Origin of the sequence: Sinorhizobium sp. BJ1 (assembly GCF_002531555.1) — a bacterium.
Lineage (GTDB): Bacteria > Pseudomonadota > Alphaproteobacteria > Rhizobiales > Rhizobiaceae > Sinorhizobium > Sinorhizobium fredii_B.
Genome location: NZ_NWTH01000003.1, coordinates 544,639 through 556,466 on the forward strand (window position 1 = coordinate 544,639; position 11,828 = coordinate 556,466).

General features: G+C 63.5%; 11 protein-coding genes and 1 tRNA gene. 5 read left to right on the forward strand and 7 right to left on the reverse strand.

Annotated features, from left to right (window positions below; genetic code table 11):
• Positions 1–198 precede the first annotated feature (198 nt).
• Positions 199–1,149: a LysR substrate-binding domain-containing protein gene (locus CO676_RS06015; protein WP_014761268.1), complete on the forward strand. Its 951-nt coding sequence runs from the start codon at positions 199–201 to the stop codon at positions 1,147–1,149.
• 113 nt (positions 1,150–1,262) lie between these two features.
• Positions 1,263–2,180, forward strand: a complete 918-nt coding sequence (gene oxyR / locus CO676_RS06020; protein ID WP_014761267.1) for a hydrogen peroxide-inducible genes activator OxyR — start codon at positions 1,263–1,265, stop codon at positions 2,178–2,180.
• A 38-nt stretch (positions 2,181–2,218) separates the two neighbouring features.
• Here oxyR and CO676_RS06025 read toward each other — a convergent pair whose 3' ends face one another.
• From CO676_RS06025 to CO676_RS06040, 4 genes are all read right to left on the reverse strand, one after another.
• The gene (locus CO676_RS06025) at positions 2,219–3,094 is read right to left on the reverse strand and encodes a dienelactone hydrolase family protein (protein ID WP_097519930.1); all 876 of its coding nucleotides are present in this window, start codon (positions 3,092–3,094) and stop codon (positions 2,219–2,221) included.
• A gap of 157 nt (positions 3,095–3,251) precedes the next feature.
• Positions 3,252–3,668: an MAPEG family protein gene (locus CO676_RS06030; protein WP_097519931.1), complete on the reverse strand. Its 417-nt coding sequence runs from the start codon at positions 3,666–3,668 to the stop codon at positions 3,252–3,254.
• Between the two features lie 69 nt (positions 3,669–3,737).
• Positions 3,738–5,240, reverse strand: coding sequence for an IMP dehydrogenase (gene guaB, locus CO676_RS06035; protein WP_014761264.1), 1,503 nt, complete (start codon positions 5,238–5,240; stop codon positions 3,738–3,740).
• Positions 5,241–5,429: 189 nt separating this feature from the next.
• A complete protein-coding gene (locus tag CO676_RS06040) occupies positions 5,430–6,413 on the reverse strand; it encodes an MBL fold metallo-hydrolase (RefSeq protein ID WP_179875412.1) in 984 nt (327 codons plus the stop codon).
• Between the two features lie 196 nt (positions 6,414–6,609).
• On the opposite strand from CO676_RS06040, the gene CO676_RS06045 reads away from it, so the two are divergent.
• A complete protein-coding gene (locus CO676_RS06045; protein ID WP_097519932.1) occupies positions 6,610–8,019 on the forward strand; it encodes a DHA2 family efflux MFS transporter permease subunit in 1,410 nt (469 codons plus the stop codon).
• A gap of 16 nt (positions 8,020–8,035) precedes the next feature.
• On the opposite strand, the gene CO676_RS06050 is transcribed toward CO676_RS06045, so the two are convergent.
• The 3 genes from CO676_RS06050 to CO676_RS06060 are packed head-to-tail and all read right to left on the reverse strand — an operon-like array spanning position 8,036 to position 10,732.
• Positions 8,036–8,419 (reverse strand): VOC family protein, encoded by a 384-nt coding sequence (locus CO676_RS06050; protein WP_014761261.1) that lies wholly within the window; start codon positions 8,417–8,419, stop codon positions 8,036–8,038.
• 4 nt (positions 8,420–8,423) lie between these two features.
• Entirely contained in the window at positions 8,424–9,161 is a 738-nt protein-coding gene (locus tag CO676_RS06055; protein ID WP_014761260.1) for an RlmE family RNA methyltransferase, read from the reverse strand.
• Entirely contained in the window at positions 9,158–10,732 is a 1,575-nt protein-coding gene (locus CO676_RS06060) for a Ppx/GppA phosphatase family protein (RefSeq protein WP_179875413.1), read from the reverse strand. The genes CO676_RS06055 and CO676_RS06060 overlap by 4 nt, the downstream gene beginning before the upstream one ends.
• Before the next feature lie 247 nt (positions 10,733–10,979).
• Here CO676_RS06060 and CO676_RS06065 point away from each other — a divergent pair.
• Positions 10,980–11,053, forward strand: a tRNA-Gln gene (locus CO676_RS06065).
• A gap of 155 nt (positions 11,054–11,208) precedes the next feature.
• Complete coding sequence (locus CO676_RS06070; RefSeq protein WP_097519933.1) at positions 11,209–11,670, forward strand: hypothetical protein; 462 nt, start codon at positions 11,209–11,211, stop codon at positions 11,668–11,670.
• Positions 11,671–11,828 lie beyond the last annotated feature (158 nt).

An 11,828-nucleotide genomic window follows, 5' to 3' on the forward strand; every position in this document is an offset into this window, starting at 1 on the left:
TCCTTTTTCAGGCACGAAGATGCCCGCCCCCTGCGGGGAGGTCAGACGCAGGGGCAGGCGGGAACGGTTTGGCTGGTCGGCGGTGACGTCGCCGGGAAGATTGACGTGATTTGCACGCTATGAATCGCAAATGCTTATTGATCAGTCCAACGAATGTTTCTAATGATATTCATCAAACAATTTTATGGGTATTCGGCCATGTCCGCACCGCTCGATATCGATCAGTTGCAAACATTCGTCGCCATCGCCGATACGGGCAGCTTCACCAAGGCCGCCGACCGCGTCTTCAAGACCCAGTCGGCGGTGTCGATGCAGATGCGCCGCCTGGAGGAACGCATCGGCAAGCCGCTGTTCATCAAAGACGGGCGCGGCAACCGGTTGACCGTCGAGGGCGACAGGCTGTTGAATTTCGCCCGGCGGATGCTCCGCCTCAACAACGAGGCGATCGCCTCCTTCGACGACAACAGGCTCGAAGGTACGCTTCGGATCGGCACACCCGACGACTATGCCGATCGCTACATGCCCGAGATCATCGTCCGCTTCGCGAAAACGCATCCGAATGTCGAACTCTACATCGTCTGCGAGCCTTCGGCGGATCTCGCCGAGAAGATGGCGAAGGGCGACCTCGACATCGCGCTCGTTACTCACAACCCGCGGGCGCGGGCATCGGACGTGGTCAGGACTGAACCGCTCTGCTGGGTCAGTTCGATCAACCATCCGCTTCCGGAAAATGCGCCGATCCCGCTCGCCGTCGGACGCCGCGACTGTCTGTGGCGGCAGGCTGCCTGTGCCGCGCTCGATGCGACGGGCCGCGAGTATCAGATCCTGTTCACAAGCTGGTCATCGACCGTCGTCGCCGCCGCGGTGCTCGCCGGCATGGCCGTCTCCGTGCTGCCGGAGTCCGCTCTCCGTCCCGGCATGAAGGTGCTGACGCTCGCGGACGGGTTCCCGGCGCTCGCGCCCGTACAGATCGGCATCATGAAGCGGCCCGGCCTTTCGCCGTCGCTGTCGAATGCGATCACCAGCCACATCACCGCCTGCCTCGACAACATCACGCCGATTGCGGTCAACGACGACCTCGACAACGATATCAAGGGCTATCCGCGCTACCCGCGTCTCAGGCAGAGCCATATGTTGCCGGGCTGGTAAGCCGCCTCACAGGCAATTGGACGAAGGCCACGCCTCTTGCCAGGCGTGGCCTTATTCTATTTTGATAATCGGCAATTGTACTCATATCTCTTTTTCAATAAGCATTTCCTATCATGCTGACGCTTCGACAGATGCGCTATTTCGATGCTCTCGCGACCGCCCGCCATTTCGGCCGCGCGGCCGAACTTGCCCATGTCAGCCAGCCGGCGCTTTCGGCGCAGATCATGGAGATGGAAGGGCATCTCGGGGTCAAGCTGGTCGAGAGAAGCCGCGGCGGCGTGTTTCTGACCGGCAAGGGCGAAGACGTCCTGGCGCGGGTGCGGGCCATCCTGTCCGATGTCGACAGGCTTGAGGAGAGTGCCCGGGCGAACTCCGGAACGCTCGAAGGGCGCGTTCGCCTTGGTATCATTCCGACGCTGGCGCCTTACCTGGTGCCGCAGCTCATTCCCTATCTGCGCGCCCGATACGCAGGGATCGAAATCGAGCTCAAGGAGTCGCTGACCGACAGGCTGGTCGCCGATCTTGGCGACGGTCGGCTCGACGCAATCGTCGCCGCGTTGCCGATCGATGCCGATGGCATCACCACGCGCCCGCTGTTTTCGGACCGTTTTTACATGGCGGTCGCAGACAACGACCGGAACGTGCTGATGTCGCCGCTGACCGAGGCGCAGGTCGATATCTCGCAACTGCTCCTGCTCGAGGAGGGCCATTGCCTGCGCGATCAGGCGCTGGCCGTCTGCAATACCGCCGGCAAGCGGCAACTGATGAGCTTCGGCGCCACCTCCATGGCGACACTTCTGCAGATGGTGGCGAACGGCATGGGCATGACGCTCATTCCCGAGATCGCCATTCCGAGCGAAGCGGCACGCAATGCCATCCGCATCGTACCCTTTGCCGCCCCGGGGCCGGCACGCGAGATCGGGCTCATCTGGCGGCGCAGCAATCCGCGCCGGCGCGATATGGACGCGCTGGCCGAAGCGATCGTCGATTGTGCCCGCTCGATATCCAAGGAGACTGACGCTACGGGATAGGAGAACGCGCCGCGGTCCCTACCCAAATTCGTCGCGCGTCAGGCAAGCTTCGTCTTCAGGAATTCGATGGTCCGTCCCCAGGCGAGATCGGCTGCAGCCTTGTCGTAGCGGGCGGCCGAGGTATCGTTGTTGAATGCATGGTTCACGCCGTCGTAGACATAGATCGTGGCGTCCTTGCCGTTCTCCGTCAGCGCCTTGCGGTAAGCGTCGATGCCGGCATTGATGCGCTCGTCGAGGCCGGCATAGTGGAGAAGCATCGCGGCCTTGATCTTCGGCACATCCTCGGCCTTCGGCTGGGAGCCGTAATAGGCGACGCCGGCCTTGAGGTCCGGAGAATTGACGGCAAGGCGATTGACCATGCCGCCACCCCAGCAGAAGCCGATCGCGCCGATATTGCCGGTACTTTCCGCGTGCCCCTTGAGGAAGGTCACGGTCGCCACCGCATTGGAATTGGCTTTATCCGCGTCGAGCGCGCCGATCATCTCGCGCGCCTTGTCCTCGTCGGCGGGCGTTCCGCCGTCTGGCGACAGGAAATCCGGAGCGAGTGCGAGGAATCCGTCGAGGGCGGCGCGACGCGCGACGTCCTTGATGTGCGGATTGAGGCCGCGATTCTCATGGATGATGATGACTGCCCGGAGCTTTCCGGACGCGTTGGCGGGTTTGACCAGATAGCCCTTCATCTCGCCATCGGCACCCGGATAGGTGATATCCTCTCCTTTGATCCGTTCGTCCGTCGCGGCGACCATTTCCGCCTTGGCGCTGTTGGCGGCCAGCATCGGGGCGATTGCCGCGGCGGCCGCCGCCGTACCGGCAAGCGCCGTCAGCCTCTCCATGAAGCGGCGGCGATCCAGTGTCAGATGCGTGTATTCGTCATAGGCATCGATCATTGCCTGGGTGATCACAGGCTTGTTCATGACGCACTCCTTCGGCGTTTTCCGAAGGCGGCGCAGCGATGGCCACACCGCCCGCCGACAGAATAGGTCAGCAGGCGGCGGGCACACGTCAAAACTGCGTTACTTGTCGTGATCTCGGGCCCGCGGTTCAAATCGAGGAGCCGGCAGACGGCGATCGTCAGTTCATCGCCATCCAGAGGGACAGCCACGCCCACATTGCTGCGAGCGTCACAAAGCCGGCCAGGAAGAGAGGACCGCGATGGCGGAGCCGGTTGCTCGTCACGTGGACGAAGGCGTGGGCATACCGGAGCGCGACGAAAAGCCAGGCGAGGCCGACGGACAGAAGGTTGTCAGCCTCCGTGACGTAGAGCAGGACGCAGCACGCATGGAAGAGCACCGGCAGCTCGAACTGGTTGGCGATGCTGTTGCGCACCACCAGGCTCTCGCTCGGCTCCTGACGGTTTTCGCGAAACTGCGACGCCTGCGCCTTGCCGGCGCGGACGACCGTAGACCGGCGCATCGACAGAAGCGCATAGAGCATGAAGACCAGCGCGACGTGGGCGACCACGGGCCAGAATATCTCGATCGCCGTCATCGGTGCTCCGCTTCAATTCTCGGATGGGAAAGCGGTGAGTGGGACGCAGGGCGGCGTCCCACGAAGAGATCAGGCGGCGCCCGGATAGTTCGGGCTCTCGCGGGTGATCGTCACGTCGTGCGCGTGGCTTTCGCGAAGGCCGGCTCCGGAGATGCGCACGAAGGTAGCGCGTTCCTGATAGTCCTTGATGGTCGCGCCGCCGACATAGCCCATCGACGCCCTGAGGCCGCCGGCGAGCTGATGCAGGACGCCGCCAACGGCCCCCTTGTAGGGAACCTGGCCCTCGATGCCTTCCGGCACAAGCTTCAGCGTGTCGCGGACTTCCGCCTGGAAATAGCGGTCTGCCGAACCGCGCGCCATGGCGCCGACCGAACCCATGCCACGATAGGCCTTGAAGGAGCGACCTTGATAGAGGAAGACCTCGCCGGGGCTTTCCTCGGTGCCGGCGAGCAGCGAGCCGACCATGACGGCTGACGCCCCGGCGGCGATCGCCTTGGCAAGGTCGCCGGAATACTTGATGCCGCCATCAGCGATGATCGGGATGTCGAGCGCCTGCCCCGCCTCGACCGCCGCCATGATCGCGGCAAGCTGCGGTACGCCGACACCGGCGACGATGCGCGTCGTGCAGATGGAGCCGGGACCGATGCCGACCTTGACCGCATCGGCGCCAGCGTCGATCAGCGCCTTGGTGCCATCCGCCGTCGCGACGTTGCCCGCCATGATGCGGACCGAATTCGACAGCTTCTTCACACGGCCGACCGCGTCGAGCACGCGCTGCGAATGACCGTGAGCGGTATCGACGACGATCAGGTCGACGCCGGCATCGATCAGCCGCTCGGCGCGCTCGAAGCCGTCGTCACCGACACTGACAGCCGCGGCGGCGCGAAGCCGCCCCTGCGAGTCCTTGGAGGCGTTCGGGTTCAGTTGCGACTTCTCGATGTCCTTGACCGTGATGAGGCCGACGCAGCGGCCTTCCGGATCGACGACCAGCAGCTTCTCGATCCGGTGCTTGTGTAGCAGGCGCTTGGCCTCCTGCTGGTCGACGTTCTCCTTGACCGTGATCAGGTTCTCCCGCGTCATCAGCTCGTAGATCTTCTGTGCCGGATCGGAAGCGAAGCGGACGTCGCGGTTGGTGAGGATGCCGACGAGGCGGCCCTGTTTCTGGCCCCCGCTGCCGCCGTTTTCGACGACCGGGATGCCGGAAATGCCGTGCGCCTTCATCAGGCCCAGCGCATCGGCAAGCGTCGCGTCCGGTCCAATCGTCACCGGATTGACGACCATGCCGCTTTCGAACTTCTTCACCTGGCGCACCTCTTCGGCCTGCTCGGCGGGCGTCAGGTTGCGGTGGATGACGCCGATGCCGCCGGCCTGGGCCATGGCGATCGCCAGGCGCGCCTCGGTAACCGTGTCCATGGCGGCGGAAAGGATCGGCAAGTTGAGATCGATATCCTGCGCGATGCGGGTGGCGATGTTCGTCTGGCCCGGCATCACCTCGGAATGTCCCGGCTGGAGCAGGACGTCGTCGAAGGTCAGAGCCTCCAGACCGGTTGCCGTTTCGATGATGCGCGCCATGGCCAGTTCCTCTTCGAATATACGAAAATCCCCGGGGACGATCAGCGACTTGTCCACCGGGTGACTTCAAAGCTTGTCTTGGAAGTTGGCGAGGGCTCGTAACACGGATATGTCAGAATGGAAATAGTTAAGGCCCGGAAATCTCCCGGGCCCGCATATTTGTTGTTGCAGAGCAACAAAGCCCTGAATTCAAATGTCGAACTGGTAGGTTACCGGCACGAACCGGTAGCCTTGGTCCTGCCGCTCGACGAAGCCGACCGCCGGGAACGGCATGTGATAGCCGATGAAGGGCAGCCGGTCGGTGGCGATCATGTCGAACACCTTTCGCCGTGTCGCGCCGGCCGCAGCCTTGTCCATGTCGAAGCGGACCTCCCAATCCGGCCGCTGCAGCGACAGGACGTAGTGATTGGCCGTGTCTGCGGTCAGGATCAGCGCCTTGCCCTCGGATTCGAGCCTGTAGATCATGTGCCCGGGAGAGTGGCCGAAAGCGGCGATGGCGGTGATTCCCGGCACGACCTCGGCACCGTCCGCTATGAAAGTAGTCTTTTCCGCCAGCGGCACGACTTTCTGCAGCACCGCCTTGTGGCCGTTCTCGGCCGGCGTTCCGACGCGAGCCCCATCCTTCCAGAAATCGAATTCCATCTGGCCGGTCACATAGCGGGCGCTTGGGAAGGCCGGCTTGCCGCCCTCCATGAGACCGCCGATATGATCTCCGTGCATATGGGTGATAACGACGACCGAGACCTGCTCGGGCCCGTAGCCGGCGGCGCGGATGCCTTCAGCGAGTTTTCCGGTCCCCGTCTCCCGTCCGGCTTCGCCGAGCCCGGTGTCGAACAGCACGACGTGCGAGCCGGTATCGACGAGAACCGGGGAAAAGCCGTTGATGAAACCACTGGTCGGCAAGAAGTTCTGGTCGAGCAATGCGGAGACCGCGTCTGCCGGCTGATTGGTGCCGTAGGTCTCGTGCGGATTTTCCGAGGCGCGCGTGCCGTCGCTGATCACCGTCACCTTGAAGGTGCCGACCTTGAACGTCTTGAAAGCCGAGTCCTTCGTCAAGGCGCCGTTTTCTGCATTTTCCTGAGCATTTGCAATTCCAGCCAGGAGACCTGGCGCCGCCAAGGCAGCAGCCCCTGCCCCGAACAAAGTTCGGCGCTTCAAACTATGTCTGATCATGATCGCTCCTGTTGATTGGCGCTGCCCTACTCGCCGACAAGCAAGAAGTAGCGGTCTTGACAGAAAAGATCAGCCACATCACAGGCTTTTGATCTGCAACCGCACCCTTGGCCCTTACAAAGCCATCGCAACTCTCTATCGGCGCGACCTCTACGGCCACGCGTCCAACTAGACGATCACGCCAAGGCTCCCCTTCATGAATCGCATCGTCCCGATCATTCTTGCCGTCGCTCTCTTCATGGAGCAGATGGATTCCACCGTCATCTCAACGTCGCTGCCGGCGATCGCGCATGACATCGGCGTCGGGCCGATCACGCTGAAGCTGGCGCTAACCGCCTACATGGTGGCGCTGGCGATCTTCATTCCGTTGAGCGGCTGGATGGCGGACCGCTTCGGCGCCAAGCGCATCTTCCGCGCAGCGATCCTCGTCTTCATCGTCGGGTCGGTGTTCTGCGCCGTCGCCGACAGCCTCGTCGCCTTCGTGCTGTCGCGCTTCCTGCAGGGCATGGGCGGCGCGATGATGACGCCGGTCGCCCGCCTCGTCCTGGTGCGCGGCACGCCGCGCAGCGAACTCGTCTCGGCCATGGCGCTGCTCACCATCCCGGCCCTTGTCGGCCCATTGGCGGGTCCGCCGCTCGGCGGCTTCATCACCACCTATTTCTCCTGGCACTGGATCTTCCTGATCAATGTGCCGGTCGGCATCGCCGGCTATGTGCTTTCCGGCATCTACCTGCCGGAGATGGAGCGCCGAAACCCGCCGCCGGTCGATATCCTCGGCTTCCTGCTCGGCGGCATCGCCGCGTCGGGCATCGTCTTCGGCCTGTCGGTCATCAGCCTGCCGGCGCTGCCGCCGGCGATCGGCATCGCGTCGGTCTCGACCGGCGTGGCAGCGACGTTCCTTTACATTTTCCACGCGCGCCGGCATCCGGCACCGGTGCTCGACCTGCGGCTGTTTCGCGACAGCGCTTTCCGCGTCGCCTCGATCGGCGGCACGATCTTCCGCATTTCAGTCGGCGCCGTTCCCTTCCTGATGCCGCTGATGCTGCAGATCGGCTTCGGCCTCAGTCCATTCCAGTCGGGGCTGATCACCTTCATCGGCGCAGTCGGCGCCATCACCACCAAGTTCCTTGCCCGCCGCGTGCTCGCCTTTGCCGGCTTCCGCACGACCCTGATCGTTGCAGCCGCGATCGCCGCCGTCACCACCTTCGCGAACGGCTTCTTCACGCCGGCGACGCCTTATCTTGCCATGCTGCTCATTCTGCTCGTCGCGGGTTTCGCCCGCTCCTTCTTCTTTACCAGCGTCAATGCGCTTTCCTTCGCCGATATCGAGGACGAGGATGCCAGCAAGGCGACATCGATGAGCGCCGTGCTGCAGCAGATCAGTCTCGCCTTGGGCGTGGCGGTGGCCGGCGCCATCCTGGAGATCGAAACGTCGATCAGCGGCGGACCGCTGGCGCTCGACGACTTCCACATCGCCTTCATGATCATCGCCGTCGCCAATCTGCTGGCGGCGATCCCCTTCCTGACCATGGCGAAGAATGCCGGCGCTTCCGTATCCGGCCATCGAAAGGCTATTCGGGAAGCCGAAGCGACGGCCGGCAAGTAGGGCTATTCATGTAGAGCTATTCAGGCCGCTCGCAGACCGCCGAGAGCTTGTTGCCGTCGGGATCGCGGACATAGGCCGCGTAGAAATTCGGGTGGAACGGCCGCAAGCCCGGGGCGCCCTCATCCGTACCGCCACTGGCGAGTGCCGCGGCGTAAAACGCATCGACGGCGGCGCGGCTCTCGACTTCGAGCGCCACCATCGAACCGTTGCCGATGGTCGCTGCCTTGCGGTTAAAGGGCGTCACCAGCCAGAGGCGGCAGCGAAAGTCGTCCTCAGCTCCATAGCCGATCTCGACCTCATCTTCCTTGCGACGTTTGAGACCGAGCGTCGCAAGGGTCTTGTCGTAGAAGGCGCCGGCCCGTCGAAGGTCGTTCGTACCGAGGGTCACGTAAAGCAGCATGGTCCTATTCCGCCGCGGCGTCCTCCGACGCCTCTTCGCTCGCGGCCGCCTGTCGGCCCTTGAAACCCTTGGCAAGCAGGAACATCTCGACCGATTCGGCGCGTGACGAGGCCGGCTTCACATGGATGACCTGGCGGAAATTCTGCTTCAGCATGTTGAGAAGATCGCGCTCGGTGCCGCCCTGGAAGGTCTTTGCCAGGAAGTGCCCGCCTTTCGCCAGCACGTCGACGGCGAAATACGCCGCCACCTCGCAGAGATGCATCGTGCGCAGATGATCGGTCTGGCGGTGACCGGTGGTCGGCGCCGCCATGTCGGACAGAACGAGATCGGGGGTGCCGCCGATCGCTTCTTTCAGTTTTTCCGGCGACTGCGGATCCAAAAAATCCATCTGCAGGAAGCGGACGCCCGGGATCGGGTCCATTTCGAGAAAGTCGATTGCCGCCACGCGCGGGTCCGCATCGGTCGAGTTCGTCACCTTGGCGGCGATCTGCGACCAGCTTCCGGGTGCGGCACCGAGATCGATGATGCGTCGGGCGCCCGATAGAATCTTGTGCTTCTCGTCGATTTCCAGGAGCTTGAAGGCCGCCCGGGCGCGATAGCCCTCGAGCTGGGCGCGCTGCACGTAAGGGTCGTTGATGTGCCGTTCCAGCCAGCGGCGCGAGGACGCCTTGAGCTTGCCCTTCTTGACCTTCTGACCGAGCTTGCGGCCGCTGCGGTTGCCGCCGATCGGGGATTTCGTCATGCCTTGTTCCCTTCATGGGGCCTTTGCCGCTCCTCGCCTGCCGGCGCGTGGCCGGGGCCGCGCTGATAACGGCGCGGACGCGCCCGGCGCCAGGCACCGTCATCGGCCATCATCTCGGTCAGCAGACCCTCCCGAAGACCCCGGTCGGCGACGCGCATCCGCGTCGACGGCCAGCGGCGGCGGATCGCCTCGAGGATTGCGCAGCCGGCGAGCACCAGATCGGCCCGGTCCGGGCCGATGCATGGATTGGCGGCGCGGGCGGCGAAATCCCAGGAGAGCAGGCGCGCCTGCATGGCCGAAACCTCGTCGTCGGAAAGCCACAGCCCGTCCACCCGGCGGCGATCGTAGCGCGGCAGGTCGAGATGGACGCCGGCCAGCGTCGTCACGGTCCCCGACGTGCCGATCAGATGGAAGCCGCTGCCGGCGGCGTTATCGAGCGTTTCGACCGACGGGCCGTCGAACCGGTCGAGCATGCCCTCGACCTCGCGCACCATCGTCTCGAAGCTCTGCGGCGTCACGTGCTCGCCGCCGTGCCGTTCGGAAAGCGTGACGACGCCGACCGGCAGCGAGGTCCAATGGGTGATGTGGTTGGCGAGCCGGCTCGAGCGGTTGTCGCCGATGCGGATCACCGCGATTTCCGACGAGCCGCCGCCGATGTCGAAGAGGACGACCGACTTGGTCTCGCGGTCGACGAGCGACGAGCAGCCGGATACGGCGAGCCGCGCCTCGGTCTCGCGATCGATGATTTCGAGATCGAGTCCGGTTTCCTCGGCAACGCGCTGCAGGAAAGTCTCGCCATTTTCGGCGGCGCGCGCCGCCTCGGTGGCGATCAGCCGGCGACGGCGGATCGAGCGGGCATTGAGCTTGCCGGCGCAAATCTTCAGCGCCTCTACGGACCGCTCCATCGCACCGTCGGAAAGCCTGCCGCTGGCGCCCAAGCCCTCGCCGAGCCGGACGATCCGCGAGAAGGCATCGACGACGCGGAACTGTCCCGGCCGGGTCGGCTGGGCGACCAGAAGGCGGCAATTGTTGGTGCCGAGGTCGAGCGCCGCATAAAGCGGCGCCGGCGGTTCGCTCGGCGCGACATAGGGGGCCCGCAACTCATCCTTGCGCGACTGCTGAGGCGCGGCGGACACGTCGCGCGGTCGCTGCGTTTCGGCGGGCCGCTCGGCGGCCAACGGCTTGCCGCCGGTTGCCAGCGGCCGCCCCTGCAGGCCGCGCCGATGGCGCGCCTTCTTGCCGCGCTTCTGGCCCTTCTTGTCAGTGATCGGTGTCTCGTGGGCCGCAGCTGCGCCGGAAACGGCGGCGGGAGCCTGGCCCTGCGGCCTTGCGGCCTTCGAACGTCGGCGCCGCTTGCGCTTGCGCGCCGGCTCCGCCTCGTTCAGTGCTGCGGGACGCCCTGCTTCTCCGGGAAGCCCGGATCGGCTGGCAATTGCAGACGACAAACCGGTCGGCTTGCGCCGCCTCCGCTTGCCCTTGCCGCCGCGCGGCACAAGCTTATGCGCCTCGCCACGATCTGCTGCCGACGCCCCGGATTCAGACGGCTTTGCGCCGTGTTCGGGGTCTTTCACTTGTCTCAACCATCGCGCCGCGCGAAGCCTTCCGGCCGCTCAAGGCGCTCTCTCGATTTTGCGTTGGCGCGACTGTACCAGCGCCTCCCTTTTTCGCCAAACTTTTTTTAAGGCGCCGGATCGGTCCGCATTTGCGCCCCTTCACCACAGCCCGGCCGCATTTTTTTTGCCAAAGGGTATTTGCATCGGCGGTTCTTTTGTTTATAAGCCCGCCACACCGACGGGCGGCCATACCGCCAGCAGGCGTTGGGGAATAGGTTAACGGTAGACCAGCGGACTCTGACTCCGTTAGTCCTGGTTCGAATCCAGGTTCCCCAGCCAACAATTTCCATAATAAAATCAACTGGTTAGCGCCAGCATGCTTCTTCTGGCTGCTGATTTCATGTCGCAACCTGCGACGAATTTCCAAGTCCGACTTGTGAGAACATGTTCTATCCAGCGACTCGATCGGGCACACCTATCGCTACGTCAGATCGATGGCGCACATCATTGGAGAAGTTCCCCAAGAAGAACTCGACCAGTTCTTTTTAGTTTGCAGCACTGTCGGCGCCTACATGGTATTTCCTGCTCGAAAGATCGATCGAAAGCCGACCATCAATGGCGCACGCGGGCTCAACAGCAAGATCAAGGACCGCTTTGACCTCACCTTGGAGTGCATCAGGCGTCACTACCAAAACCAAGACAGCCCGCTTGGTGAAGCATTGGCGCGATATGCCGACTTTTTCGAGCTGTTCGGCGGCTTCGAGGGATATGTCGACTTCTTCTTGCTTCAGGACCTGATTGGGAACGACGGTACCTCCATCAATTTCTTCATTCCGTTTCACGGTTTCGACACTGCACCCTTGCCGGCAGACGTCGATGAATACCGCGTGTACAAGAATAACGTCACGGCCTTCATAACCGCACGAAACCAGCGGATTGCCTTGCAGTCTGTTTAGCGCGGCGATCCAGTTCGCACGGCAGAACTTGCTTGCCTCGGCAAGCGTGCGGATGTCTGTAGTGGGTCGATCTTTCCGGTTCCACCTTCCGTCCTGGATGGGTGGAGGCTGTGTGAAAACTCCCGCGCATGATAGCCTACCTCGAGTTGAGCGGGAGA

What these genes read in the sequence shown, in the direction of transcription:
- CO676_RS06015 (WP_014761268.1), top strand. Translation starts at nt 199, where the DNA reads ATGTCCGCACCGCTCGATATCGATCAGTTGCAAACATTCGTCGCCATC.
- oxyR (WP_014761267.1), top strand. Translation starts at nt 1,263, where the DNA reads ATGCTGACGCTTCGACAGATGCGCTATTTCGATGCTCTCGCGACCGCC.
- CO676_RS06025 (WP_097519930.1), bottom strand. Translation starts at nt 3,094, where the DNA reads ATGAACAAGCCTGTGATCACCCAGGCAATGATCGATGCCTATGACGAA.
- CO676_RS06030 (WP_097519931.1), bottom strand. Translation starts at nt 3,668, where the DNA reads ATGACGGCGATCGAGATATTCTGGCCCGTGGTCGCCCACGTCGCGCTG.
- guaB (WP_014761264.1), bottom strand. Translation starts at nt 5,240, where the DNA reads ATGGCGCGCATCATCGAAACGGCAACCGGTCTGGAGGCTCTGACCTTC.
- CO676_RS06040 (WP_179875412.1), bottom strand. Translation starts at nt 6,413, where the DNA reads ATGATCAGACATAGTTTGAAGCGCCGAACTTTGTTCGGGGCAGGGGCT.
- CO676_RS06045 (WP_097519932.1), top strand. Translation starts at nt 6,610, where the DNA reads ATGAATCGCATCGTCCCGATCATTCTTGCCGTCGCTCTCTTCATGGAG.
- CO676_RS06050 (WP_014761261.1), bottom strand. Translation starts at nt 8,419, where the DNA reads ATGCTGCTTTACGTGACCCTCGGTACGAACGACCTTCGACGGGCCGGC.
- CO676_RS06055 (WP_014761260.1), bottom strand. Translation starts at nt 9,161, where the DNA reads ATGACGAAATCCCCGATCGGCGGCAACCGCAGCGGCCGCAAGCTCGGT.
- CO676_RS06070 (WP_097519933.1), top strand. Translation starts at nt 11,209, where the DNA reads ATGGCGCACATCATTGGAGAAGTTCCCCAAGAAGAACTCGACCAGTTC.